Source organism: Pseudomonas sp. SM4 (assembly GCF_051913165.1).
GTDB lineage: Bacteria > Pseudomonadota > Gammaproteobacteria > Pseudomonadales > Pseudomonadaceae > Aquipseudomonas.
In genome coordinates, this window is sequence record NZ_JBODOE010000009.1 from 202,133 (window position 1) to 226,415 (window position 24,283).

Here is a 24,283-nt window from a genome sequence, read left to right on the forward strand (position 1 = left end):
TGGGTCTTTCGTGAGCCCCCTATCCAACTCCCATGCTTGATCTTCGTCAACTGCGGCGCGCTGTTCTGCGGTGGTATGCTACGCGCCCATTTGCGTCGCCCGCCTGCGGGGCGCCGCCCGATTCAAGGTGAAGCCATGACGACCCGCACCGACGCCGTAAAGGCCTATCTGCTCGACCTGCAAGACCGCATCTGCGCCGCCCTCGAAAGCGAAGACGGCGGCACGCGCTTCGTCGAAGACGCCTGGACCCGGCCGGCTGGCGGTGGCGGTCGCACCCGCGTGATCGAGAACGGCACGCTGATCGAAAAGGGCGGCGTCAACTTCTCCCACGTCTTCGGCAGCGGTCTGCCGCCGTCCGCCAGCGCCCATCGCCCGGAATTGGCCGGTCGCGGTTTTGAAGCCCTCGGCGTGTCGCTGGTGATCCACCCGCACAACCCGCATGTGCCGACGTCTCACGCTAACGTGCGCTTTTTCATCGCCGAGAAAGAAGGTGAGGAGCCGGTCTGGTGGTTCGGCGGCGGCTTCGACCTGACTCCGTATTACGGCAACGAAGAAGACTGCATCCACTGGCATCGCGTCGCCGAACAGGCCTGCGCGCCGTTCGGCACGGACGTCTACCCGCGCTACAAAGCCTGGTGCGACACCTACTTCCACATCAAGCATCGCCACGAACCGCGCGGCATCGGCGGGCTGTTCTTCGATGACCTGAACGAGTGGGACTTCGACACAAGCTTCGCTTTCATGCGCGCGATCGGCGACGCCTACATCGATGCTTATCTGCCGATCGTGCAGCGCCGCAAAAACGCTGCGTTCACCGCGCAGCAGCGTGAATTTCAGGAATTCCGCCGTGGCCGTTACGTTGAATTCAACCTGGTGTACGACCGTGGCACGTTGTTCGGCCTGCAATCGGGCGGGCGTACCGAATCGATCCTGATGTCGCTGCCACCGCAAGTGCGCTGGGGCTACGACTGGAAAGCCGAGCCGGGCAGCGAAGAAGCGCGCCTGACCGAGTACTTCCTGCAAGACCGCGACTGGTTGGCCGAGGCCTGAGGATTTCTGATGGATCGTTACGTCGTTTTCGGTAACCCGATCGGCCACAGCAAATCGCCGATGATTCACAAGCTCTTCGCTGAACAGACCGGGCAAAGCCTCGACTACAGCACCCTGCTGGCGCCGCTCGACGATTTCATTGGCTGCGCCACGGGATTTTTCCAGGAAGGTCGCGGCGCTAACGTCACCGTGCCGTTCAAGGAAGACGCCTACCGTCTGGCCAACAGCCTCACCGCCCGAGCAGAACGTGCTGGCGCGGTGAACACCTTGAGCAAACTCGCCGACGGTTCATTGCTCGGCGACAACACTGACGGCGCCGGACTGGTGCGGGATCTGACGGTAAACGCCGGGTTCAGCCTGACCGGCAAACGCATTTTGCTGCTCGGTGCGGGCGGTGCCGTGCGTGGCGCGCTGGAGCCGTTGCTGGCGGAGCAACCGGCATCGGTGATCATCGCCAATCGCACGGTGGACAAGGCTGAGTTGCTGGCCGAGTTGTTCTGCGATCTGGGGCCTGTGTCGGCGAGCGGGTTTGACTGGTTGCGTGAGCCGGTGGACGTGATCATCAATGCGACGTCGGCGAGCCTGACCGGTGATGTACCGCCGATTGCGCCCAGCCTGATCGAGCCGGGCAAAACCCTGTGCTACGACATGATGTACGGCAAGGAACCGACGGCATTCTGCCGCTGGGCCAGCGAGCATGGCGCGGCGGTGTCGATGGATGGTTTGGGGATGTTGGCTGAGCAGGCGGCTGAGGCATTCTTCCTGTGGCGCGGTGTGCGCCCCGACACCGCGCCAGTATTGACCGAGCTACGCCGCCAACTAGCGCAATAATCCTTGTAGGAGTGAGCCTGCTCGCGATAGCGGAGTGTCAGTTGATAGGGTTTTATCTGACACTCCGCTATCGCGAGCAGGCTCACTCCTACAGGGTTATGCGGTGCTATCAGATCAATCCTCAAACCGGATCGGACATTTCTCCGGCCCTTCCAGCTTGCGCAATTCCTCCACCACCTGCGGTCGCGCCCGGCGCAAGGTCAAACTGCGACTCTGGCTGAGCAAGCGTCGCGCCTCCTGATGCAGCATCTCCACCCCCGAATAATCGATGAAGTTGATCTGCTGCGCCTCGATCACCACCCGCGCGCCGTGCATCCGTTGCAGGCGCACTTGCAGGTAATGGCTGGCGCCGAAAAAGATCGAGCCGCCAACCCGCAACACATCGTCCTCGCCGTCGCGCCAATGCTGCACGCGCGGTTGCGAGGTGCGCTTGAGATAGAAGAACAGCGACGCCAACACCCCGGCATAAATCGCCGTCTGCAATTCCAGCAGCAACGTCGCCAGGCAAGTCAGCGCCATGACCACGAACTCGGCACGGCTGACCCGCAGCAACGCGCGAATGCCGCGATGATCGACCAGGCCCCAGGCGATCAGCAGAATGCTGCCGGCCATCGCCGGAATGGGAATGTGCGAAATCAGCCCGGCGCCGAAAATCGCAAACAACGCCACCCAGATCGCTGAAAAGATCCCGGCCAATGGCGAGCAGGCGCCCGCCTCGTAGCTCAACCCAGAACGGGTAAACGATCCGGCTGACAGCGACCCGGAAAAGAACGCCCCGACGATATTCGATAAACCCTGCGCGCGAACTTCCTGATTGGCATCGAGCAACTGCTGCGAGCGTGCCGAAATCGAGCGCGCGATCGACAGGCTGGTGACCAAACCGAGCATGCCCACCGCCACAGCGCTGGGCAGCAAGCGCAGGATCAAGTCCAGATCCAGCGGCAAGCCACTGAACGGCGGCAAGCGCCCGACAAACGCGCTGACCAGATGCACATGGCCGAACATCGCCGGCCACAGCCACACCAGCAGACTGGCCAGCACCAATGTGATCAGCAGCGTCGGCCAGCGCGGCAGCAGTTGTTTCAGCACTACGCCGACCACCACCGTGGCTACGCCCAGAACTAACGACGGTTTATCCACAGCCCTGAGGTGTTGCAACAGATCCATCAAACTCGCCAGCGCCGTGGCTTTGGCCGGCAACTCCAGCCCCAGCAGGTTCGGCAATTGCCCGATGGCGATCACCACCGCCGCGCCGAGGGTGAAACCGAGCACCACCGAATGTGAGACGAAATTCACCAGCGCACCGAAGCGCAGCAGGCCGAGCAGCCATTGGAAAATCCCCGCGAGCAAGGTCAGCAGCAGGATCAGCGTGATGTAGTCCTGGGACGCCGGCACGGCCAATGGGCTGACGCTGGCGAACAGCACGATGGAAATGGCCGCTGTCGGGCCGCAGATCAGGTGCCACGATGAGCCCCACAGGCAGGCGATCAACACTGGAATGATCGCTGCGTAGAGGCCGTATTCGGGTGGGAGGCCGGCGATCAGTGCGTAGGCAATCGACTGGGGTAACGCGAGAATTGCGCCGCTGAGGCCGACGATCAGATCCCGTCCGACGCTGGCGCGGGTTTGCCGCGGTAGCCAGGTCAGGAAGGGGAAGAGAGAGTGGCGGCTGGGGAAGGCCATGGGTCCTCGCGGTTGAAATTTTTAGTTAGGGTATCAGCCCGTTACGCTGATCGTTCCCACGCTCTGCGTGGGAATGCCTCAACGGACGCTCCGCGTTCGGCTTTGAAGGGACGCGGAGCGTCCCGGGCTGCATTCCCACGCGGAGCGTGGGAACGATCACCCCACAATCAAAGCTTCGCCTTAACCGCCGCCAACGCATCCTTCCCGTCAACCGTCTTCACCCCGTCCAGCCACTTGTCCAACACTGCCGGATTGGCTTTGATCCACGCCTTCGCCGCCGCGGCATTAGTGACCTTCTTGTTCACCACCTCAGCCATGATGCTGTTCTCCATCGCCTGCGTGAACGACAGATTGGTCAGCAATTTACCCACATTCGGACACGCCTCGGCATAGCCCTTACGCGTCAACGTGAACACGCTGCCAGTATCGCCAAAATACTTCTCGCCACCCATCAGGTAATGCATCTTCAACTGCACGTTCATCGGGTGCGGCGTCCAGCCGAGGAAGGTGACGAATTTCTGTTTCTTAACCGCCCGCGACACTTCGGCCAACATCGCCTGTTCGCTGGACTCGATCAGCTTCCACTGGCCCAGGTCGAAGTCGTTCTTCTTGATGATTTCCTGCAACGAGATATTCGCCGGCGCGCCCGAGCCGATGCCGTAGATCTTCTTGTCGAACTTGTCGGCGTATTTGTTCAGGTCGGCAAAGTTATGCACACCCGCATCCCACACGTAGTCCGGAACAGCGAGGGTGAATTCGGTGCCGTCGAGGTTCTTCGCCAGTTGCGTGACGTCACCGGTGGCGACGAACTTGTCGTAGAAGCCCTGCTGCGCCGGCATCCAGTTGCCGAGGAAGACATCCACCTGGCCGTCCTTCAACCCGCCAAAGGTGATCGGCACCGCGAGGGTGTCGACTTTGGCCTTGTAGCCCATGCCGTCCAGCAGAAACCCGGTGATCGCATTGGTCGCGGCGATGTCGCTCCAGCCCGGGTCGGCCATTTTCACCGTGTCGCAACTCTGCTCGGCGAAGGCCGCAGCGCTGCTTAGCGCGAGCAGGCCAACCGTCACTACTGTGGATAACTTACGCATGGACTTCCCCTTAACATTATTGGTTTTGGCAGGGTTGTGGATAACGTGCTTTGCGCTCCAGATCATCGAGGTCGATGTGGTTGCGCATGTACTGCTGACTGGCGTCCACCAGCGGCTGGTGATCCCAGCTCTTCAGCTTGCCGATGGTTAATGCCTCGGCAAGGAAACGGCGGCGGCGCTGGCTGGCGAGTACCTCTTGGTGAATCGCCGGAATGTCCCATTTGGCCCGCGCTTCGGCGAGAAAATCGTCGAACAGCTGGCGATGTTGCGGTGATTGACCGAGTTCTTCCAGTTCGCGCGGATCGTTGCTTACGTCGAAGAGTAGGCAAGGGTCGCTTTCACTGTAGATAAATTTGTAGGCGCCGCGACGGATCATCATCAACGGGCTGACGGTGCCTTCGGCCATATATTCGCCGAACACTTCGTCGTGCCCGCCCTGCCCTTGCAGATGCGAGACCAACGAGCGGCCATCCAGTGGCAAGCCCGGCTCCAGGGTGCCGCCGGCCAGTTCCACAAAGGTCGGCAACAGGTCAGCGGTAGACACAGCCGCGCTGACCCGACCGGCACCAAATTGGCCCGGCGCACTGATCAACAACGGCACGCGGGCGGCCATTTCATACCAGTGCATTTTGTACCAGAGGCCTTTCTCGCCGAGCATGTCGCCGTGGTCACCGGAGAACACAATGATGGTGTCATCGATCAGCCCGGTTTCTTCGAGGGTTTGCAGAAGTTTGCCGACGTTGGCATCGATATAGCTGCACGCTCCGAAGTAGGCTCGGCGCGCGTCGCGGATCTTATCCACAGGCAGCGGTTTATCCCACAGGTCATAAACCTTGAGCAGGCGCTGCGAGTGCGGATCGAGTTCGTGTTGATCCGGGGTTGTAGGCAAAGGGATATCGGCATCGTCGTACAAATCCCAGAAAGCCTTGGGAATCGTGTACGGGTCGTGTGGGTGGGTCATCGATACGGTCAGGCAAAACGGCTGATCGCCATCTTCGCGTATGTGATCGAACAGGTACTGCTGCGCTTTGAACACCACCTCTTCGTCGAAATCGAGCTGGTTGGTGCGCACGCACGGCCCGGCCTGCAACACCGAGGACATGTTGTGATACCAGGTCGGCCGCACATCCGGCTCATCCCAATTCACCGCCCAACCGTAATCGGCCGGGTAGATGTCGCTGGTCAGACGCTCTTCATAACCGTGCAACTGATCCGGGCCGCAGAAATGCATCTTGCCCGACAGCGCCGTGCGGTAGCCGAGACGGCGCAAGTAGTGGGCGTAGGTCGGCACATCGGCAGGGAAATCGGCAGCGTTGTCGTAGGCGCCGATCTTGCTCGGCAACTGGCCACTGACCAGGGTGAAACGCGACGGCGCGCACAACGGGCTGTTGCAATAAGCGGCATCGAACACCACGCCTTGTTCGGCGAGGCGGGAAAGATTCGGCAGTTTGATCGGCGAAGGGCCGTAGAACGGCAACATTGGCGCGGCCATCTGATCGGCCATGATGAAAAGAATATTCTTGCGCTTCATGTGATCGCGGCATTCCATAGTGAATATTTATGCGACATTGCTGCGATCGAGCATGGAGTCCATGCTGTGTCGGGTAAAGCCCGTACCGGGCAATGACTAGGATAAGCACAGCTTATGTATGATGCTTTGGGCGATCTGTCGCTCGACCTGCTGCGCGCCTTCGAAGCCGCCGCTCGTCATCGCAGTTTTACTGCGGCGGCGGTCGAGCTGGGCACCACGCAACCGGCGATCAGTCAGCAGATCAAGCGGCTGGAGGAACAGCTCGGCACGCGGCTGTTTGATCGCATCTACCGAGGCATCGAGTTAACCGAAGTCGGTGCGATCCTTTTCGAGCAAGTTAGCTTGGGTTTGCAGAATATCGACGCAGGATTGAGCGCAATCAGCGCACAGCAACAACATGAAGTGCTGCAAGTCGCTACCGATTTCGCCTTCGCCGCGTATTGGCTGATGCCGCGTCTGCACCGCTTCCATGAGGCCAATCCCCACGTCGACGTCAGCCTGGTTACCAGCGAACGCAACCACAACATGCTGCGCACCGACATCGACGTGGCGATCCTGTTTGGCGACGGGCGCTTCAAGCAGGGCGAGAGCCATTGGTTGTTCAGCGAGGAAGTATTCCCGGTGTGCAGCCCGCAATTGCTCAAGGAACGCGCCCTGCCCTTGCCCGCTCAGGCGTTGCTGGAATTGCCGTTGTTGCACCTGCGTGGCGAAAACAGCAGCAACTGGTTTGACTGGAGCGGACTGTTTCGCGAGTTGGGTATCAGCACGCCGCCGGCGCCGGGGCAGTTGCGGTTCGACAATTACACGCTGTTGATTCAGGCGGCCATTGGCGGGCAAGGCGTGGCAATTGGCTGGCGGCACCTTGTGGATAACTTGCTGAGTCAAGGTTTGTTGTGTCGGCCGATTGCTGAAACGACGCTGTCGCGGCTGGGGTATTACGTAGTGTTGCCGCAGCGCAAACGGCGCGGGGTGTTGATTCAACAGTTTGTGGAGTGGTTGATGGAGGAGCAGGCGAGCAGCGCCGAATCCCTGAACGGGTTGGCGCTGCCTTCGATTGCGGTTTGAAGATCAAAAGATCGCAGCCTTCGGCAGCTCCTACATGGGATCTGTGGCGGCGATGAAATTGACGTGTTGGCCCACGTGCAAATTCAGCCGCAGCTCATCGGCAATGCCGACCGCTACGCGATTCAGGCGTTCCAGCGGTTCCGCCAGCCCCGGTTCAAGATTCCCGCCGACCTGACTGAAATGCTCAATCGTCAGCCCGGCCACGCCGTGGGGCGCATTGACCAGCGTCCACTGCAGCGGGCTGCTTTGCAGCGCTTCACGGATTTCCTCGGCGGCGTGGCGTTGCAGGCGATCGTCCAGTTCCGGTTCGTCGAGCACCGAGAACTCTCCTACCAAAAACAGTCGCGAAACATTCGCCGCTTGTAGGCCATCGACCAAAGCATCTACGGCTAGTACCTGCTCCACCGGCCCGAGCACCACCGAGCGTTCAACGTGATCACTGCTGAACGGCAACCCCGGCGCATCCAATAAACAGATGACCGCCAAACTGCCTGCCACACTTTGATTGACCCGCTCGGAATCGAACAGATCACCGCTTTTGGTGCGCAAACCCGGACGCGGCGCAAGCGCGGTGAGGTCGTCGAGGATAGCGATGACTTCGTGCTGACGGCGCAGCAACTCAGCCATCAACGCACCGCCCAGGCTACTCATGGCACCATAGAGCACCACTTTTACCGCCGGGGTTTCGGCATTTTTCATGGCTGATCCCTTTTGTTTTCCCTTGTATGGCGTGTGACATACGGGCAACGCCGAGGGTTCGAACCGATTCAGAGGCTTTCAGATGCAAGTGATCAAGGGTTACCACGCCCACGTCTATTTCGACGCCAGCAGCATTGGGCAGGCGCGGGATTTGTGCGAACAGGCGGCGCAGTTGTTTGCGCTGAAAATGGGCCGGGTCCACGAACGCCCGGTCGGCCCGCACCCGGACTGGAGTTGCCAACTGGCCTTCGGCCCCGAGCTGATCGGCGAGGTGTTGCCGTGGCTGGCGCTGAACCGCAAAGGCCTGGTGGTGTTTCTGCACCCGGACACTGGCGATGATTTGCTCGATCACACTGAGCACGCGATCTGGATGGGCGCCGTGCGACCGTTGGATCTGTCTATTTTTTGATCAAATGGTTTCTTCGGCTTCACTCGGCAGTTGTTCGTCCAGATGCAGCCAGGGCAGTTGGCTGTCGGTCCAGATATGCCGCTCGGCCGGCGCCAGTTCCGGGTGATCAAGGGTGGCGATGGTCACGTCGATGCTTTCCGCGCTGAGCAACGTCGCCAGCGCCAGTTGCGCGCCGCAGGTCGGGCAGAAGAACCGCGCGCAACTCTGCGACGAGTCATACCGCGACGGTGTACCCGCCAACCACTGGAAACTCGCCACCGGCACGGTGATCCACGTCGTCACAATCCCGCCGCTGACCTTGCGGCAGATCGAGCAATGACAATGGGCGATGTCCTGCAGCGCCCCGCTGAACTGATAACGAATGTGTCCACAATGGCAGCCGCCGCTGTGCAATTGGCTCATGGCTGAAGCCCTCCCTTCCCGTGCTCATTGACTCTAGTTCGCATCCGACGACCGGTTGACCGTTCATTCAAAGCTTTCTCCAGCGAAAGCTGGCTGAAAGCTTCCCCGATTAGGATCGCCCCACTTCCGGCAACAGACCGGTTGGCCAAACCGTGTGATCGCTCGCACGCAAGGCCCAATTAACAACAACAATGGTGATTCCGATGTCCTCTGTAGCCCGCCTCCTCGCTCCCACTCCGCCCGTACGTTTCGTGCTTGCCGTTCTGCGCTGATCCCTCACTGATCCGCTCACTCAACTAGCCGCGCTACGCCTGGAGTATTCCCATGCTGACTTTCCTTGGCTTCGCCATGGTCATCACGTTCATGTTTTTGATCATGACCAAGCGCCTGTCCGCGCTGATTGCCCTGATCATCATCCCGATTCTGTTCGCCCTGTTCGGTGGTTTCGCCCCGAAGATCGGCCCGATGATGCTCGAAGGTATCACCAAGCTGGCGCCGACCGGCGTGATGCTGATGTTTGCCATTCTGTATTTCGCCCTGATGATCGACTCCGGCCTGTTCGACCCGGCCGTGCGCAAGATCCTCAAACTGGTCAAGGGCGACCCGTTGAAAGTTTCGGTCGGCACCGCCGTACTGGCGCTCGTCGTCTCCCTCGATGGGGACGGCGCGACCACTTATATGATCTGCGTGGCCGCCATGCTGCCGCTGTACAGCCGCATCGGCATGAGCCCGCGGATCATGGCCGGCCTGATCATTCTGGCCGGTGGCGTGATGAACATGACCCCGTGGGGTGGCCCGACCGCCCGTGCCGCGAGTGCGTTGCATGTCGATCCGTCGGACATTTTCGTGCCGATGATCCCGGCGATGGCCGCCGGCGTCGTGGCGATCCTGCTGATTGCCTACTTCTACGGCAAACGTGAACGTGCGCGTCTGGGTGAGCTGCACCTGATCGGCGACGAAATCGATCACAGCGAAATCAGCGTGTCGCAGTTCCCGGATGCCCGCCGTCCGAAACTGATCTGGTTCAACGCCCTGCTGACCCTGGCGCTGATGTGCACGCTGATCGCTGGCCTGCTGCCACTGCCGGTGCTGTTCATGGTCGCGTTCAGTATCGCGATGATCGTCAACTACCCGTGCCTGCAGATGCAGAAGGACCGCGTCGCGGCCCACGCCGGCAGCGTGCTGTCAGTGGTCAGTCTGATTTTCGCTGCAGGTATCTTCACCGGTATCCTCTCCGGAACAGGCATGGTCGACGCCATGTCGAAAAGTCTGCTGGCAGTGATTCCGGACTTCCTCGGCCCGTACCTGGCGGTGATCACGGCGCTGGTGAGCATGCCGTTCACGTTCTTCATGTCGAACGACGCGTTCTACTACGGCGTGCTGCCGGTGCTCTCCGAAGCGGCCAGCCATTACGGCATCACTGCCGTGGAAATGGCCCGTGCCTCGATCGTCGGTCAGCCCGTCCACTTGCTGAGTCCGTTGGTACCGTCGACGTACCTGCTGGTGGCGCTGGCCGGTATCGAGTTCGGTGACCATCAACGCTTTACCCTGAAATGGGCCGTGCTGGTGTGCCTGTGCATCCTGGTTGCAGCCCTGCTGTTGGGGACTTTCCCGCTGTTCAGCACGTTGTAACGGCATCAACTCACCAGGCGCCAGCTGCTGGCTGGCGTTCTGGTTTAACACACGCTCAAAGGAATACACATGGAATGGCTGACCAACCCCGAAATCTGGGTTGCCTTCTTTACCCTGACGGCCCTGGAGATTGTCCTCGGCATCGATAACATCATCATGATTTCGATCCTGGTCAGCCGCATGCCCAAGCACATGCAGCAGCGCACCCGGATTTTCGGACTTGGCCTGGCAATGATCACCCGGATCATGTTGCTGCTGTCGATCACCTGGGTCATGCGCCTCACCGCCGACCTGTTCGAAGTGTTCGGCCAGGGCATTTCCGGCCGCGACCTGATCCTGTTCTTCGGTGGCCTGTTCCTGCTGTGGAAGAGCTCGCAAGAGATGTACCACGCGCTGGAAGGCGAAGACGAAAGCGACGATTCGCCTGGCGGCAAGGGCGGCAACTTCCTCTACACCATCATCCAGATCGCGATCATCGACATCGTCTTCTCGCTGGATTCGGTGATCACGGCGGTGGGCATGGTCTCCCATGTGCCGGTGATGGTCGCCGCGATCATTGTGGCGGTGCTGGTGATGATGCTGGCGTCGGGCAAGATCAGTGAGTTCATCGACAAGCACCCGTCGTTGAAGATGCTGGCGCTGTCGTTCCTGCTGGTGGTCGGTACCGTGCTGATTGCCGAGTCGTTCGACGTGCATGTACCGAAAGGCTATGTCTACTTCGCCATGGCGTTCTCGCTGGCGGTCGAGGCGATCAACATCAAGTTGCGCGGCGCGATGGCCAAGAAGAAAAAGCAGCAGGACCCGGTGAAACTGCGCAAGGACATCCCGGGCCAGTAACCCATACGCCACACCCCTGTAGGAGTGAGCCTGCTCGCGATGGCGGCCTGTCAGTCAACAACAATGTTGAAGCTGATGGCCCTATCGCGAGCAGGCTCACTCCTGCATTTGTTTTGGGCTATATCCAGACTTTTTTGTACCCGCAAAAACCTGTGGCGAGGGGATTTATCCCCGATGGACTGCGCAGCAGTCCCCTGCTTTTGGGTTAAACAACGGGGGCCGCTGCGCGACCCATCGGGGATAAATCCCCTCGCCACAGGATCATTGGTGGATTCGAAATCTGAAGGGTGGATGAAGCGCTTTTCATGACACTTTTGTTTCAATCAACACTTTAGCTGTGCAATGCTGGCGCCCAGTCCGTTAGCCAACTACAGCTTAAGTATCAAAAACGTAGAAACCGCGCGGTACCGTCAACTTGCCTCTCTGAGGCACTGCTATTACAGGGGGTCTGCATGCTCACCCTGCTCAATCTGCTTTCCGCCGTCGCCCTGCTGATCTGGGGCACGCACATCGTCCGAACCGGCATCCTGCGGGTGTACGGCACCAATCTGCGCCATGTGATTGGCCAGAACATGTCCAAGCGCTGGCTCGCGTTCGTCGCCGGCATCGTCGTCACCGCCATGGTGCAAAGCAGCAACGCCACGGCGATGCTCGTCACCTCATTCGTCGGTCAGGGCCTGATGGCGCTGACCCCGGCGCTGGCGACCATGCTCGGCGCCGATGTCGGTACCGCGCTGATGGCGCGGGTGCTTACGTTCGACCTGTCGTGGCTGTCGCCGCTGCTGATTTTCCTCGGGGTGATTTTCTTTCTGTCGCGCAAACAGACGCGCCTCGGACAAATGGGCCGGGTGTCCATTGGTCTGGGGCTGATCATTCTTGCGCTGCAATTGATCGTCGAGGCCGCCGCGCCGATCACCCACGCGCAAGGGGTGAAGGTGATTTTCGCCTCGCTGACCGGCGACATCCTTCTCGACGCCTTGGTCGGCGCGCTGTTCGCGATGATTTCCTACTCCAGCCTTGCCGCGGTGCTGCTGACCGCCACACTGGCCGGCGCAGCGGTAATCAGCTTGCCGGTGGCGATCGGTCTGGTAATCGGCGCCAACATCGGCAGCGGCGTGCTGGCGTTCATGAGCACCAGCATGCAGAACGCCGCCGGCCGGCAAGTGGCGCTGGGCAGCCTGTTGTACAAACTGATCGGCCTGCTGCTGATCATCCCGGTGCTCGACCCGCTGGTGCACTGGATCGACAGTCTCGATTTCAGCCCGCAGGAAATGGTCATCGGCTTCCACCTGCTCTACAACACCGCGCGCTGCCTGATTCTGCTGCCGAGCGTCGGGCCGATGGCACGTCTGTGCGCTTGGCTGCTGCCGGAGCGCCCGGAGGTCAACGGCACCGCCAAGCCGCGTCACCTCGACGCCACCGCGCTGGTCACGCCGAGTCTGGCGCTGGCCAACGCCGCGCGGGAGACCCTGCGCATGGGTGATCTGCTGGAGAACATGCTCGACGCCACCCTCGATGTCTTGCGCGGCAAGCAGACCGCCGTCACTCAGGAGATACGCCGGCTGACCGACGACGTCGAAGCGTTGTACAGCGCGATCAAGCTGTACCTGGCGCAGATGCCCCGCGAGGATCTCGGCGAGCAGGACAGTCGGCGCTGGGCGGAGATCATCGAGCTGGCGATCAACCTGAAACTCGCCGCCGACCTGATCGAACGCATGCTGCGCAAAATCCAGCAGCAGAAGACCTCGCAGCGTCGCTCGTTTTCCGAGGAAGGCCTGGAGGATCTGGCCGGGTTGCAGCAGCAATTGATCTCCAACTTGCGTTTGGGCCTGTCGGTATTCCTCAGCGGTGATCGTGAAAGCGCTCGCCAGTTGCTGCGTGAGAAACGCCGTTTCCGCGCACAGGAGCGCCGTTTGGCCCATGCGCATGTCAGCCGTTTGCAACGCAAGATCGTGCAGAGTATCGAGACCAGTTCGCTGCACCTGGAGTTGATTGCCGACATGAAGCGGCTCAATTCGCTGTTTTGCGGCAGTGCGTATGTGGTGCTGGAAACCGCGGACACTGGGGCGCTGGCGGCGGATGATATTGCCGACATTACGCATTCGCCTTGAACGTCTGGGGCCAGGGTCAGTCAGTAACACAGAGTTCAGTCTCAAGGGCCCCATCGCTGGCAAGCCAGCTCCCACAGGGTTTTGTGAGCAACCAAAATCCTTGTGGGAGCTGGCTTGCCAGCGATGGGGCACTGACTGACGACACGGATCTCCAAATCAGCCGTATGGAAGCCTGTTATGCGTTGCCTGTTGTTCGCCTGTCTGTTGCTCGGTTCCCTGCCTGCCTTTGCCCTGGATCGCTTTCAGGTCGAAGGCTATGCGCTGCCCAACGGTTTGCAGCTGATGCTCAAACCCGGCACCGAACGTGGGCATGTGGCGATTCGCTTGGTGGTCGGCGTCGGCCTTGATGATTTCGAATGCGCGGACAAAGAGCTGCCGCACCTGCTCGAACACCTGCTGTTCAGCGGCATCGACGCCACGGGCGAAGGTGGTCTGGAAGAACGTATGCAGGCGCTGGGCGGTGACTGGAATGCCTTTACCAGCAACGCCGACACCACCTTCGTCATCGAAGCCCCGGCGAAGAACCAGCGCAAGGTGCTCGACCTGCTGCTCGACCTGCTGACCCAGACGCGCATCGACGATAACGCGATCAACGCCGCCAAACGCGTGGTCGAACGCGAGGACGGTGGCCATTACACCCGTTTGCAGCGCTTCCTTGATCGGCAGGATCTTGGCCACACCGCGAGCAATCAGCTCGCCGTCGAGCTGGGCCTGAAATGCCCGCAACGCGCCGAAGTCGGTCACCTGACTCAGGAACAACTGGAGAAGGTGCGCAAGGCCTGGTACGCGCCGAACAATATGACGCTGATCGTCGTCGGCGAACTCGACAAGCTGCTGCCGGCCTACCTGGAACGCACCTGGGGCGCGCTCGAAGCGGTCGATCCGAGCGAGCATCGACCGCTGCCGGACATTCGCACCAGCGCCGCCCATGAACGCACCCTCACCCGTGGCTTCATCGGCGACAGCGCCAAGCTGCACTGGCTGGTGCCGGAACCGGTGATTGACGATCAGTACGACCAGACCTTCGACATCCTCAAGGATTATCTGGATTGGGCGCTGTATCGGCAGATCCGCCTCAATCATGGCTTGTCGTACGGGCCGTGGGCCGAGCGCGAAGTGTTTGGCGGTGTTGGTTTCATGAGCCTGAACGCTGATCTCGATCGTGATGACGTCGACGAAGCCATCCAGGTGCTGGAAGACCTCAAGGCCGATCTGCTGAAAAACGGCCTCGACCCGGACACCTTCGCGCGGATCAAACAGGCCGCGATCGCCCATCAGGCGTGGTCGGTGCAGGGTAATAGCGCGATGGCGGATTATTACTGGAGCGCGCTGGGCGATTACGAGGACGGCCGTTTTGCCAACCCGGCCCGCGAGCTGCAAGGGGTGTCGCTGGAGGCGGCGAACAAAGCCATGCGTGAATTGCTGTTGCAGCCGGGGTATTTGCGGATCGAGAAGCCGTTGATCAGTGATGATCAGGTGTTGTGGTTGAGTGCGGGTGGAATCGGTGTGTTGCTGCTGATTCTGATCGGCTGGCGTTTGCACCACCGCCGCCGGCCGGCCGAACACTAACCCTGTAGGAGTGAGCCTGCTCGCGATAGCGGTCTTTCAGTCACCATTGCTTCGGCTGATACACCGCTATCGCGAGCAGGCTCACTCCTACAAGGGAATGCGTTGGTTTTAAGTGACCGGCAGCCTCGCCACATCGCCCGGCGGGCGCTACTCTGTCGAGGTTTTTTCCTATCCAGTTGTGAACCGCCCACATGCCGAAAATACAGCTCCTGATCCAGCGCATTCTCGAACTGATGAAGCGCTATCCCGGGGTCATTGCGCTTGGCGGTTTCATCTCCGGCGTCGGCAGTTTCATCATGGTCGATCGTCAGCAGGGGCTGGCGAGCTGGATCACGGTGATCATGCTGCTCAGCTGGATCTGGCTGATGCTGGAAAACACCCTCACCGGCCTCTTCACCCGCATCTTCAAACGCGAGATTCCCCAGCCGCTGCTGCGTTACGCGACGCAGATGATCCATCAGGAAAGCCTGTTTTTCGTCCTGCCGTTCTTCTTCATCACCACGACGTGGAACAGCGGCCAGTTGTTCTTCACCGGCCTGCTCAGCGTCGCGGCGCTGATCTCGATTGTCGATCCGCTCTACTACAAATGGCTGGCGCCACGGCGCTGGGCTTTTCTGGCGCTGCACACACTGACGTTGTTCGCCGCCCTGCTCACCGCGTTGCCGGTGATCATGCACCTGACCACGGCGCAGAGCTTCAAATGGGCGCTGGGTATTGCCGTGCTGCTGTCGTTCCCCAGCCTGGCGTCGATCTTCCCGATCCGCACGCTGCGCAATGCGCTGGCGATCCTGTGCATCACCGTCGGCATTGGCGGCGTCGGTTGGGCGCTGCGTTCGTGGGTGCCGCCGGCGACGCTGTGGATGACCGACGTGGCGATCAGCACGCAAATGCAGGATCGCACCCCCGGTGCCAGCCTCGACACGGTCAGCGCCGAGCAGATTCGTGGCGATGGCCTCTACGCCTACACCGCGATCAACGCGCCACGCGGGCTCGATGAGCGGATTTATCACGTCTGGCAGTTCAACGGCAAAGAGGTCGATCGCATCGCCCTCGATATCCATGGCGGGCGCAAGGAAGGCTACCGGGCGTGGACGCACAAGCAGAATTTCCCTGGCAACCCGGCGGGCAAATGGCAGGTGCGGGTGCTGACCGAGGATGGCCAGGTGATCGGCGTGCTGCGCTTCGAAGTCACCGACAGCACAGCGATCAAAGAAAAGTAATCCGGTTCGTGCTATTACGTTAGTTCGCATAAAGGCCGAACAAGCACGGAGCTTATGACCAGCAGCTCGATCAGCGGCAATGCCCAACTGGACACGTCGTTCAGCCCTGCCCGCCTGCGGGTCACCGGGGACTGGACGCTTGCCCATTACGCCGAGCTCAAGCAACTGAGCGAAAAGCTCCACGGCCAGTACGACGCCAATACCGAGATCGACCTCAACAGCCTCGGCGCACTCGACACCGCGGGCGCTTCGCTGCTGGTCGAACTGCTCGGCTCCGAGCGCCTCGGTAAATCTGCCGAGCACCCTGATTGCACGATCTCCACCGCCGACCGCGCGCTGCTGCAAACCGTGTATCGCTCGATGACCGACTTCTGCGTGCCAATCAAGGAGCCGGAAATCAGCGTCAGCGTGCAGTTGCTGACGCGCATCGGCCGCGCTGTCGACACCATCTGGCAAGACACCCTGCAACTCCTCGGTTTCATCGGCCTGATCCTGGAAACCATCGCTCGCAGTCTGTTCCGGCCCAAGCGCTGGCGCATCACGCCAATGATTGCGCACATCGAGCAGACTGGCCTCGACGCTGCACCCATCGTGGCACTGCTGACCTTTCTGGTCGGCGCGGTGGTGGCGTTTCTCGGCGCGACGGTGCTGGCCAGTTTCGGCGCGACGATTTTTACCGTGGATCTGGTCGGTTTCTCGTTTTTGCGGGAATTCGGCGTGTTGCTGACGGCGATCCTCATGGCCGGGCGCACCGCCAGTGCCTTTACCGCGCAAATCGGCTCGATGAAGGCGAACGAGGAAATCGACGCGATCCGCACCCTCGGCCTCGACCCGATGGAGTTGCTGGTGGTGCCGCGCGTGCTGGCGATGCTGGTGGCACTGCCGATGCTGACCTTTCTCGCGATGCTCTGCGGGATTATCGGTGGCGGCGTGGTCTGCGCGGTGTCGCTGGATATCTCGCCGGCGATGTTCCTGACGCTGTTGCAGTCGGACATCGGCGTTCAGCACTTTCTGGTCGGCTTGGTAAAAGCGCCGATTTTCGCCTTCATCATTGCCGCGATTGGTTGCCTGGAAGGCTTCAAGGTCAGCGGCAGCGCCGAGTCGGTCGGCGCGCACACGACGTCTGCCGTGGTGCAGTCGATTTTCGTGGTGATCGTGCTCGACGCGGTGGCCGCACTGTTCTTCATGGAGATGGGCTGGTGAGTCGTCTACCCCGCGCGCCCTCGGAGGCGGTGATTGAAGTCCGTGGCCTGTGCAATCGCTTCGGCAGCCAGAGCGTGCACGAGAACCTCGATCTGGATTTGTACAAAGGCGAGATTCTTGCCGTGGTCGGTGGTTCCGGCAGCGGCAAATCGGTGCTGCTGCGCAGCATTGTCGGTTTGCGCCGGCCCAGCGAAGGCATCGTCAAAGTGTTCGGTAAGAACCTGCCGAGCCTGTCCGAGCATGAGCGCTCGTTGGTCGAACGCCGCTTCGGTGTGTTGTTCCAGAAGGGCGCGCTGTTTTCCTCGCTGACCGTCACCGAGAACGTCGCCCTGCCCCTTATCGAACACGCCGGCCTCAGCCGTAACGACGCCGAACATTTGGCCGCCGTGAAGCTGGCGTTGGCCGGGCTGCCATTGTCGGCGGCGGATAAATATCCTTCGTCGCTGTCCGGCGGCATGATCAAGCGCGCTGCTCTGGCCCGTGCCTTGGCGCTGGATCCGGACATCCTGTTCCTCGACGAACCCACCGCCGGCCTCGATCCGATTGGCGCGGCGCAGTTCGATCAATTGATCCTGACCCTGCGCGATGCGCTCGGCCTCAGCGTGTTTCTGGTGACCCACGACCTCGACACGCTCTACACCATCACCGATCGCGTGGCGGTGCTGGCGCAGAAGAAAGTCCTGGTCGCCGGCCCGATCGACGTCGTTTCGGAAACCGACGACGCGTGGATTCACGAATACTTCCACGGCCCGCGCGGTCGCTCGGCGCTGGACGCCGCCAAATTGCTCAACGAGGTCTGACATGGAAACCCGAGCGCATCATGTATTGATCGGCCTGTTCACCGTGATTGTGGTGGCAGGCGCCCTGCTCTTCGGTCTGTTCCTGGCCAAGTCCAGTGTCGACACCGAGTTCAAGGATTACGAGATTGTCTTCAGCGAGGCAGTCAGTGGCCTGTCCAAGGGCAGCCCGGTGCAGTACAGCGGGATCAAGGTCGGCGATGTGATCAATTTGCGCCTTGATCCGAAAGACCCACGGCGGGTGCTGGCGCGGATTCGTCTGGCCGGTGACACCCCGGTCAAGGAAGACACCCAGGCGAAACTGGCACTGGCCGGGATCACCGGCACGTCGATCATCCAGCTCAGCGGTGGTACGCCCGAAAGCCCGAAACTGACCGGCCATGACGGCAAACTGCCGCTGATTGTCGCCTCGCCTTCGCCGATTTCGCGTTTGCTCAATGACAGCAACGATTTGATGACCGGCATCAGCGCGCTGCTGCAGAACGCCAATCAGATGTTCTCCCCAGAGAACGTTGAGCGCGTCAGCAAGACCCTCGCCCACCTGGAGCAAACCACCGGCACCATCAACGATCAACGCGGCGACATCAAACAGGCGATGCAGCAACTGGCGACCGTTGGCAAACAGGCCGGCAGCATGCTCGAACAGACTTCGCTGCTGATGCGCAACGCCAACGGCCTGATCAACGATCAAGGCAAGCAAGCACTGGGCAGCGCCGAGCAGGCGATGAAGTCGCTGGAGCAAAGCACCGCGACCATCAGCACCTTGCTCAGCAAAAACGAAAACTCCCTCGACAACGGCATGCAGGGCCTCAATGGCCTGGCCCCGGCGATCCGCGAACTGCGCGAGACGCTGACTTCGTTGCGAGCCATTTCGCAACGCCTTGAGGCCAACCCCAGCGGCTACTTGCTGGGCCGTGACAAGAACAAGGAATTCACGCCATGAAGCTGACTCGCCTCGCCCTTCTCGCCGCCGGCATTTCCCTGATCAGCGCATGCTCGATTTTGCCCAAATCCGAGCCTTCGGATGTCTATCGCCTGCCGACCGCACAGGCGCCCGCCTCGGCCAGTTCGGCGGCAGCACAGCATTGGTCGTTGCGACTGAACAAGTTGCAGGCCAGTGAGGCTTTGAACAGGCCGACGATTGCGGTGATCCCGCAGGGTGACGTGATCAGCAGCTACAAGGGCTCGCGCTGGAGTGACCCGGCGCCGGTGCTGGTGCGTAATCGTCTGCTGGATGGGTTTGCGCGTGATGGCCGGGTGACGTTGCTCAGTACCGATGACAGCAACTTTGCGGCGGATCTCGAATTGGGCGGGAGTTTGCAGGCGTTTCAGACCGAGTATCAGGGATCGCAGGCCAGCGTCGTGGTGCGGGTCGATGCGTTGCTGGTGCGCGGTTATGACCAGCGGATTCTGGCCAGTCGGCGCTTTGAAGAGCGTCAGCCTCTGAGTGATGTGCAGGTGCCGGCGGTGGTCGCAGGCTTTGGCCAGGCCAGTGATCGCCTGACCGCTAAAGTCGTGGCCTGGGCCGTCGACCAAGGCCAGAAACTCGCTCCCCCAAAACCCTAAGCCCAACACAAAACCCCTGTAGGAGTGAGCCTGCTCGCGATAGCGGTGTATCAGTCACCGATGATGGCGATTGATAAACCGCTATCGCGAGCAGGCTCACTCCTACAGTTTTGATCTGTGGTTAGCCGAAGAACCAGTAGCAGACAAAGATAGCGCCAACGACGCCGGCAAACTCCGCCAGCAACGCACACCCCACCGCATGCCGCGCTCGCTGAATGCCCACCGCACCGAAATACACCGCCAACACATAGAACGTGGTCTCGGTACTGCCCTGAATCGTCGCGGCGACCAACGCCGGGAAGCTGTCGACCCCCGAGGTCTTCATGGTCTCGATCAACATCGCTCGCGCCGCACTGCCGGAGAACGGTTTGACCATCGCCGTTGGCAACGCATCGACAAACCGCGTGTCCCAACCGGCCCACTCGACCAGATGGCGAATACCGTCCAGCCCGAAGTCCAGCGCCCCGGAAGCACGCAGTACGCCAACCGCACAGAGCATCGCCACCAGATACGGCAGCAGATTCTTCGCCACGTCGAAGCCTTCTTTGGCGCCTTCGACAAACGCCTCGTAAACCTTCACTTTCTTTAACGCGCCGATCAGCAAAAACAGCATAATCAACCCAAACAGCGTGAGATTGCCGAGGATCGACGACAATCCCGCCAAAGCCGTCGCCGAAAGCGTGCCGAGCAGTGCCATGAACCCACCGAGGATCAACGCACCGGGAATCAAATAGGCCAACACCACCGGATCCCAGATCCGCAGGCGCTGCATGAACGCCACTGAGAGGAAGCCGACAATCGTCGAGCAACTGGTCGCCAACAGAATCGGCAGGAACACCAGCGTCGGGTCCGGCGCACCTTGCTGGGCGCGGTACATGAAGATCGTTACCGGCAGCAGCGTCAGGGAGGAGGCGTTGAGCACCAGGAAGAGGATTTGCGCGTTACTGGCGATGGTCGCGCTGGGATTGAGCTCCTGCAGCGCCTTCATGGCTTTCAGGCCGATTGGCGTCGCGGCGTTGTCGAGGCCGAGACCGTTGGCAGCGAAGTTCAGGGTGATCAGGCCAAGGGCAGGGTGACCCGCCGGGACTTCCGGCATCAGCCGCAGGAACAGCGGGCCGAGCACCTTGGCCAGCCATTCGACGATCCCGGCCTTCTCGGCAATGCGCAGAAAGCCCAGCCACAGGGTGAGGGTGCCGAACAGCAGCACCATGACTTCGACCGAGAGCTTGGCCATGACGAAAATGCTCTCCACCATCGCCGCAAAGATCCCGGCGTTGCCGCCGATCAGCCACTGCGCCAGCGCCGATACGGCTGCCACGATGAAGAAGCCAAGCCACAGGCCATTAAGCATCAGTCAAATCCCCCGAAGAATGCCGCGAATGATAGCGGGGTCGCCAGAAACGACAAACCCCGGATTTCTCCGGGGTTCGTCTACAGGCTCGTGGCCCCAATCTCATGTAGGAGCTGCCGAAGGCTGCGATCTTTTGATTTTGTTTTTTTAAAGCAAGATCAACAGATCGCAGCCTGCGGCAGCTCCTACAGGGGTGTGTCAGTTTTTCGAGATTTCGCCCGCTGGCAGTTGGGTCTTGCTGCGCCAGTGTGGCAGGGAATTCCAGTAGCGCTCGCCCTTGGCGTCGTCGTACATGCCTTCCCAGCGCGAGATAACCAACACGGCCAGCGCGTTACCAATCACGTTCAGCGCAGTACGGGCCATGTCCATGACGCGGTCGACACCGGCGATGAACGCCAGACCTTCCAGCGGAATACCGACGCTGCCCAGGGTGGCCAGCAACACCACGAAGGACACGCCCGGTACGCCGGCGATGCCTTTGGAGGTGACCATCAGGGTCAGCACCAGCAGCAATTGCTGGCTGATCGACAGGTCGATGCCGTACAGCTGCGCGATGAAGATTGCCGCGATCGATTGGTACAGGGTCGAACCGTCGAGGTTGAACGAGTAACCGGTCGGCACCACGAAGCTGCAGATGGCTTTCGGTGCGCCGTAGGCTTCCATCTTCTCGATCACGCGCGGCAGCACGGTTTCCGAGGAGGCGGTGGAGTAGGCCAGCACCAGCTCATCCTTGAAGATGCGCATCAGCTTGAACACCGAGAAACCGAACATCTTGGCGATCAGGCCCAGCACCACGAAGGCGAAGAAGGCGATGGCGAAGTAAACCAGGATCACCAGCTTGGCCAGCGGCACCAGCGAGGCGAAGCCGAAGTTGGCGACGGTCACCGCGATCAGGGCGAACACGCCGATTGGCGCATAGTTCATGATCATGTGGGTGACTTTGAACATGCTTTCCGAAACGCCCTGGAACATCTTCACCAGCGGCTCGCGCAGGTCCGACTGCAGGCTCGACAGACCGAGACCGAACAGCACGGAGAAGAAGATGATCGGCAGCATTTCGCCGCGGGCCATGGCCGCGAAGATGTTCGACGGGATCAGGTTAAGGATGGTCTCGATGAACGCGTGTTCATGCTGTACCTCGGCGGCAGTCGCCTGGTACTTGGAAATGTCCACCGTGCCCAGCGTGCTCATGTCGATGCCGGCACCCGGATGGAACAGGTTGGCCAGCAGCAGGCCGACGACGATGGCGATGGTGGTGACGATTTCGAAATAGATAATCGTCTTCAGGCCGATACGCCCAAGCTTCTTGGCGTCGCCCACGCCGGCGATGCCGACAATCAGGGAAGAGATGACGATCGGGATCACGATCATCTTGATCAGACGGATAAAGATATCGCCTGCCGGTTGCAGGACGTTGCTGATCCACCAGGCTTTTTCGGCACTGAAGTGGTTGAGCAACGCACCAATTGCAATACCCAAAACCAGACCGATGAGGATCTGCCAGGCGAGGCTAATTTTTGCCTTCTTCATTATCTTTACCCTTACTTGCGTTTGACTCAGGCACATGCAGGAACTGGAACGCTCTTTAGCGGAAAAGTCTGTGCATCTGCCTCCGTATAAGGTGCCCCGAAGCGTGTGTTTACGGCTCTTCGGCAGGCGAAAAAAGGCGCAACTATTCCGATGCAAGGTTGCGCCGTCTAATGCCGTAAACGCCTACCCTATGCCGAATCGGCATGAGCTTTTTTAATTGAAACTGGCGTCCCAACCGGTTCGATTGTGACATTTCGGCCGGCATAAGTGCCGTGAACCGGCCATCACAGCGTAGGTTGGTTATTTTTTGAACGAGAAAAATCAGCGAAAAATTTAGGAAAAAGCCTACGTGGGAAGCCTAGAAGTCCCACTGTTTAAAAGGTTTCTTTGTCGATATACGGTCGCCAGGAAACACCGCGTAATGTTTTCGCGCGCAGTGTCGACGATAAAAAAGGCGAGCTGGACGCTCTGGATCAATGTTTTGCTGAAAAGGAAGCTCAACGCAAGTCCGTCGATCTGCTGTGAGTCGGCGAACCTGCGATGCAGCTTTTACTTGCCCTGACCCGGCCCTCGCGCAGGCACTCCCTGTACCCGTAGGTCACTCCGACCCTGTAACAGTCAGAACGTCCCGGCCCCTTGGTCATGCGCCGAGCCTCCTCGGATCGGTGCAATGGAAGGCAGCAGGGGCTGCTGCCTTCATGTTCAATACCAGTTCGGATCTTTCTTCAGGGTTTCCATCAGCAGATCCTGCATGCCCTGATCGGGTTTGCCGAGGAAGCGGTAGGTGGCATGTCGCGTGGGCGACTTGTCGGCCGGCAGTCCTTCGGGCACATCGACGAGCATGGCGTAAGCGTCTTTCTTGTCGAAACTGAAGGCGACGATCAAACGGTGGTTGAGGCACTTGTCCGCAGATTCGCAGAGCGGCCCGACCAGATATTGATCGCCGTCTTCAGTCACGGCATTCATCTGTTGGTCTGGCGTGCCGGACAGGTTCATTACCCATTCCGGCAGGCGTTCTTCCTTCTTCACCACGCCTTCCCAAGTTTCGCGATATTGCGGGTCGGAACTCAACAGTTCGTTGACCCGCGCCTGGCCATCGTTGGCCGCCATCGCCATGGCACTACCGCCCAGAAGCAGGGCGGCTGCCAGTGTTTTTAAAACAGTCATCGTTAACCTCGGCCGCGACGGCCAAAGAAGAAGGAAGCGATGAACATCACCAGGAACACGACAAAGAGAATCTTGGCGATACCCGTGGCGGTGCCCGCGATACCACCGAAGCCCAGTACTGCAGCGATGATGGCAATGATCAAGAATGTGATTGCCCAGCTCAACATGGTGATTCTCCTTACTTCTCTATTTAGGGATATTGCGTGTTCCGGCGCATCGCGCCTGAATCCGTTTGTTCAATCAGAAAACCCAGCGCTCTTCACGTGGCATTTGATCCAGTGGCTGCGCCTGATCGACATCGACCATGCGCATCGTCGCGTTGTCATCCTGGACACTGCTGCTGACAGCGCTGAAATGACTCTGGGTCGCGTGCTGCATGGAAATCAGCGGTGCTTCCGGCTGCTGGCTGTTTTCCCAGCGCAGGTATTGCTGGCAAGCAATCAGGGTGATCAACAGCGCAAGTACGCCAAACAGAGCTTGTTGCAGATGCAGTGGCGAGATGCGTACTTGAGCGGCGCGTTGGCGAGTCATCCTGGGTTCCT

General features: G+C 60.2%; 23 protein-coding genes. 13 read left to right on the top strand and 10 right to left on the bottom strand.

Features of this window, described 5'->3' with window-relative positions:
- Positions 1 to 135 precede the first annotated feature (135 nt).
- Both hemF and aroE read left to right on the top strand, forming a co-directional pair.
- Positions 136 to 1,050 (top strand): oxygen-dependent coproporphyrinogen oxidase, encoded by a 915-nt coding sequence (hemF, locus tag ACQ4MY_RS18420; protein WP_053125461.1) that lies wholly within the window; start codon positions 136 to 138, stop codon positions 1,048 to 1,050.
- Between the two features lie 9 nt (positions 1,051 to 1,059).
- The gene (aroE, locus tag ACQ4MY_RS18425) at positions 1,060 to 1,881 is read left to right on the top strand and encodes a shikimate dehydrogenase (RefSeq protein WP_440096053.1); all 822 of its coding nucleotides are present in this window, start codon (positions 1,060 to 1,062) and stop codon (positions 1,879 to 1,881) included.
- A gap of 114 nt (positions 1,882 to 1,995) precedes the next feature.
- Here aroE and ACQ4MY_RS18430 read toward each other — a convergent pair whose 3' ends face one another.
- The 3 genes from ACQ4MY_RS18430 to betC all read right to left on the bottom strand — a co-directional run bounded on the left by ACQ4MY_RS18430 (position 1,996) and on the right by betC (position 6,183).
- Positions 1,996 to 3,564, bottom strand: coding sequence for a SulP family inorganic anion transporter (locus ACQ4MY_RS18430; RefSeq protein WP_008084340.1), 1,569 nt, complete (start codon positions 3,562 to 3,564; stop codon positions 1,996 to 1,998).
- Positions 3,565 to 3,731: 167 nt separating this feature from the next.
- The gene (gene choX / locus ACQ4MY_RS18435; protein ID WP_440096054.1) at positions 3,732 to 4,652 is read right to left on the bottom strand and encodes a choline ABC transporter substrate-binding protein; all 921 of its coding nucleotides are present in this window, start codon (positions 4,650 to 4,652) and stop codon (positions 3,732 to 3,734) included.
- 16 nt (positions 4,653 to 4,668) lie between these two features.
- Complete coding sequence (gene betC / locus ACQ4MY_RS18440; protein ID WP_440096055.1) at positions 4,669 to 6,183, bottom strand: choline-sulfatase; 1,515 nt, start codon at positions 6,181 to 6,183, stop codon at positions 4,669 to 4,671.
- A 114-nt stretch (positions 6,184 to 6,297) separates the two neighbouring features.
- Between betC and ACQ4MY_RS18445 the strand changes: the two genes are divergently transcribed.
- Positions 6,298 to 7,248, top strand: a complete 951-nt coding sequence (locus ACQ4MY_RS18445; protein ID WP_440096056.1) for a choline sulfate utilization transcriptional regulator — start codon at positions 6,298 to 6,300, stop codon at positions 7,246 to 7,248.
- A 30-nt stretch (positions 7,249 to 7,278) separates the two neighbouring features.
- Here ACQ4MY_RS18445 and ACQ4MY_RS18450 read toward each other — a convergent pair whose 3' ends face one another.
- Positions 7,279 to 7,947, bottom strand: coding sequence for an NAD(P)-dependent oxidoreductase (locus tag ACQ4MY_RS18450; protein ID WP_440096057.1), 669 nt, complete (start codon positions 7,945 to 7,947; stop codon positions 7,279 to 7,281).
- Positions 7,948 to 8,029: 82 nt separating this feature from the next.
- Between ACQ4MY_RS18450 and ACQ4MY_RS18455 the strand changes: the two genes are divergently transcribed.
- On the top strand, positions 8,030 to 8,356 hold the full coding sequence (locus tag ACQ4MY_RS18455) for a DOPA 4,5-dioxygenase family protein (RefSeq protein ID WP_008084331.1): 327 nt from the start codon (positions 8,030 to 8,032) through the stop codon (positions 8,354 to 8,356).
- Here ACQ4MY_RS18455 and ACQ4MY_RS18460 read toward each other — a convergent pair whose 3' ends face one another.
- Positions 8,357 to 8,758: a GFA family protein gene (locus tag ACQ4MY_RS18460; RefSeq protein WP_440096058.1), complete on the bottom strand. Its 402-nt coding sequence runs from the start codon at positions 8,756 to 8,758 to the stop codon at positions 8,357 to 8,359.
- A 324-nt stretch (positions 8,759 to 9,082) separates the two neighbouring features.
- Here ACQ4MY_RS18460 and ACQ4MY_RS18465 point away from each other — a divergent pair, with 324 nt between their 5' ends.
- The 9 genes from ACQ4MY_RS18465 (at position 9,083) to ACQ4MY_RS18505 (ending at position 19,693) form a co-directional block, all read left to right on the top strand.
- Positions 9,083 to 10,390, top strand: coding sequence for a CitMHS family transporter (locus ACQ4MY_RS18465; RefSeq protein ID WP_008084326.1), 1,308 nt, complete (start codon positions 9,083 to 9,085; stop codon positions 10,388 to 10,390).
- Between the two features lie 69 nt (positions 10,391 to 10,459).
- A complete protein-coding gene (locus ACQ4MY_RS18470; protein ID WP_008084323.1) occupies positions 10,460 to 11,227 on the top strand; it encodes a TerC family protein in 768 nt (255 codons plus the stop codon).
- Positions 11,228 to 11,679: 452 nt separating this feature from the next.
- A complete protein-coding gene (locus tag ACQ4MY_RS18475; protein ID WP_440096059.1) occupies positions 11,680 to 13,338 on the top strand; it encodes a Na/Pi cotransporter family protein in 1,659 nt (552 codons plus the stop codon).
- A 177-nt stretch (positions 13,339 to 13,515) separates the two neighbouring features.
- Entirely contained in the window at positions 13,516 to 14,907 is a 1,392-nt protein-coding gene (locus ACQ4MY_RS18480; protein ID WP_440096060.1) for a M16 family metallopeptidase, read from the top strand.
- A gap of 191 nt (positions 14,908 to 15,098) precedes the next feature.
- The gene (locus tag ACQ4MY_RS18485; RefSeq protein ID WP_007911799.1) at positions 15,099 to 16,127 is read left to right on the top strand and encodes a DUF5924 family protein; all 1,029 of its coding nucleotides are present in this window, start codon (positions 15,099 to 15,101) and stop codon (positions 16,125 to 16,127) included.
- A gap of 54 nt (positions 16,128 to 16,181) precedes the next feature.
- Positions 16,182 to 17,330, top strand: a complete 1,149-nt coding sequence (locus ACQ4MY_RS18490) for an MlaE family lipid ABC transporter permease subunit (protein ID WP_440096061.1) — start codon at positions 16,182 to 16,184, stop codon at positions 17,328 to 17,330.
- The gene (locus tag ACQ4MY_RS18495) at positions 17,327 to 18,130 is read left to right on the top strand and encodes an ABC transporter ATP-binding protein (RefSeq protein WP_008084317.1); all 804 of its coding nucleotides are present in this window, start codon (positions 17,327 to 17,329) and stop codon (positions 18,128 to 18,130) included. Before ACQ4MY_RS18490 ends, ACQ4MY_RS18495 begins: the two co-directional genes overlap by 4 nt.
- A gap of 1 nt (position 18,131) precedes the next feature.
- On the top strand, positions 18,132 to 19,070 hold the full coding sequence (locus ACQ4MY_RS18500; protein WP_440096062.1) for an MlaD family protein: 939 nt from the start codon (positions 18,132 to 18,134) through the stop codon (positions 19,068 to 19,070).
- Positions 19,067 to 19,693, top strand: coding sequence for an ABC-type transport auxiliary lipoprotein family protein (locus tag ACQ4MY_RS18505; RefSeq protein ID WP_440096063.1), 627 nt, complete (start codon positions 19,067 to 19,069; stop codon positions 19,691 to 19,693). Before ACQ4MY_RS18500 ends, ACQ4MY_RS18505 begins: the two co-directional genes overlap by 4 nt.
- A gap of 121 nt (positions 19,694 to 19,814) precedes the next feature.
- Here ACQ4MY_RS18505 and ACQ4MY_RS18510 read toward each other — a convergent pair whose 3' ends face one another.
- The 5 genes from ACQ4MY_RS18510 to ACQ4MY_RS18530 all read right to left on the bottom strand — a co-directional run bounded on the left by ACQ4MY_RS18510 (position 19,815) and on the right by ACQ4MY_RS18530 (position 24,272).
- Positions 19,815 to 21,044, bottom strand: a complete 1,230-nt coding sequence (locus ACQ4MY_RS18510; RefSeq protein WP_440096064.1) for a nucleoside recognition domain-containing protein — start codon at positions 21,042 to 21,044, stop codon at positions 19,815 to 19,817.
- Between the two features lie 198 nt (positions 21,045 to 21,242).
- Positions 21,243 to 22,574 (bottom strand): glutamate/aspartate:proton symporter GltP, encoded by a 1,332-nt coding sequence (gene gltP, locus ACQ4MY_RS18515; RefSeq protein WP_158832320.1) that lies wholly within the window; start codon positions 22,572 to 22,574, stop codon positions 21,243 to 21,245.
- A gap of 702 nt (positions 22,575 to 23,276) precedes the next feature.
- A complete protein-coding gene (locus ACQ4MY_RS18520) occupies positions 23,277 to 23,741 on the bottom strand; it encodes an inhibitor of vertebrate lysozyme family protein (protein ID WP_008081255.1) in 465 nt (154 codons plus the stop codon).
- A gap of 2 nt (positions 23,742 to 23,743) precedes the next feature.
- Positions 23,744 to 23,908, bottom strand: a complete 165-nt coding sequence (locus ACQ4MY_RS18525) for a DUF1328 domain-containing protein (RefSeq protein ID WP_003177151.1) — start codon at positions 23,906 to 23,908, stop codon at positions 23,744 to 23,746.
- 73 nt (positions 23,909 to 23,981) lie between these two features.
- Positions 23,982 to 24,272 carry a hypothetical protein gene (locus ACQ4MY_RS18530; protein WP_008081254.1) on the bottom strand — a complete coding sequence of 97 codons (291 nt, stop codon included), beginning with the start codon at positions 24,270 to 24,272 and terminating at the stop codon, positions 23,982 to 23,984.
- Between the last annotated feature and the right edge of the window lie 11 nt (positions 24,273 to 24,283).

Excerpts from the sequence above, each read along its gene's own strand:
- hemF (WP_053125461.1), top strand. The coding sequence starts at position 136 with ATGACGACCCGCACCGACGCCGTAAAGGCCTATCTGCTCGACCTGCAA.
- aroE (WP_440096053.1), top strand. The coding sequence starts at position 1,060 with ATGGATCGTTACGTCGTTTTCGGTAACCCGATCGGCCACAGCAAATCG.
- ACQ4MY_RS18430 (WP_008084340.1), bottom strand. The coding sequence starts at position 3,564 with ATGGCCTTCCCCAGCCGCCACTCTCTCTTCCCCTTCCTGACCTGGCTA.
- choX (WP_440096054.1), bottom strand. The coding sequence starts at position 4,652 with ATGCGTAAGTTATCCACAGTAGTGACGGTTGGCCTGCTCGCGCTAAGC.
- betC (WP_440096055.1), bottom strand. The coding sequence starts at position 6,183 with ATGAAGCGCAAGAATATTCTTTTCATCATGGCCGATCAGATGGCCGCG.
- ACQ4MY_RS18445 (WP_440096056.1), top strand. The coding sequence starts at position 6,298 with ATGTATGATGCTTTGGGCGATCTGTCGCTCGACCTGCTGCGCGCCTTC.
- ACQ4MY_RS18450 (WP_440096057.1), bottom strand. The coding sequence starts at position 7,947 with ATGAAAAATGCCGAAACCCCGGCGGTAAAAGTGGTGCTCTATGGTGCC.
- ACQ4MY_RS18455 (WP_008084331.1), top strand. The coding sequence starts at position 8,030 with ATGCAAGTGATCAAGGGTTACCACGCCCACGTCTATTTCGACGCCAGC.
- ACQ4MY_RS18460 (WP_440096058.1), bottom strand. The coding sequence starts at position 8,758 with ATGAGCCAATTGCACAGCGGCGGCTGCCATTGTGGACACATTCGTTAT.
- ACQ4MY_RS18465 (WP_008084326.1), top strand. The coding sequence starts at position 9,083 with ATGCTGACTTTCCTTGGCTTCGCCATGGTCATCACGTTCATGTTTTTG.
- ACQ4MY_RS18470 (WP_008084323.1), top strand. The coding sequence starts at position 10,460 with ATGGAATGGCTGACCAACCCCGAAATCTGGGTTGCCTTCTTTACCCTG.
- ACQ4MY_RS18475 (WP_440096059.1), top strand. The coding sequence starts at position 11,680 with ATGCTCACCCTGCTCAATCTGCTTTCCGCCGTCGCCCTGCTGATCTGG.
- ACQ4MY_RS18480 (WP_440096060.1), top strand. The coding sequence starts at position 13,516 with ATGCGTTGCCTGTTGTTCGCCTGTCTGTTGCTCGGTTCCCTGCCTGCC.
- ACQ4MY_RS18485 (WP_007911799.1), top strand. The coding sequence starts at position 15,099 with ATGCCGAAAATACAGCTCCTGATCCAGCGCATTCTCGAACTGATGAAG.
- ACQ4MY_RS18490 (WP_440096061.1), top strand. The coding sequence starts at position 16,182 with ATGACCAGCAGCTCGATCAGCGGCAATGCCCAACTGGACACGTCGTTC.
- ACQ4MY_RS18500 (WP_440096062.1), top strand. The coding sequence starts at position 18,132 with ATGGAAACCCGAGCGCATCATGTATTGATCGGCCTGTTCACCGTGATT.
- ACQ4MY_RS18505 (WP_440096063.1), top strand. The coding sequence starts at position 19,067 with ATGAAGCTGACTCGCCTCGCCCTTCTCGCCGCCGGCATTTCCCTGATC.
- ACQ4MY_RS18510 (WP_440096064.1), bottom strand. The coding sequence starts at position 21,044 with ATGCTTAATGGCCTGTGGCTTGGCTTCTTCATCGTGGCAGCCGTATCG.
- gltP (WP_158832320.1), bottom strand. The coding sequence starts at position 22,574 with ATGAAGAAGGCAAAAATTAGCCTCGCCTGGCAGATCCTCATCGGTCTG.
- ACQ4MY_RS18520 (WP_008081255.1), bottom strand. The coding sequence starts at position 23,741 with ATGACTGTTTTAAAAACACTGGCAGCCGCCCTGCTTCTGGGCGGTAGT.
- ACQ4MY_RS18525 (WP_003177151.1), bottom strand. The coding sequence starts at position 23,908 with ATGTTGAGCTGGGCAATCACATTCTTGATCATTGCCATCATCGCTGCA.
- ACQ4MY_RS18530 (WP_008081254.1), bottom strand. The coding sequence starts at position 24,272 with ATGACTCGCCAACGCGCCGCTCAAGTACGCATCTCGCCACTGCATCTG.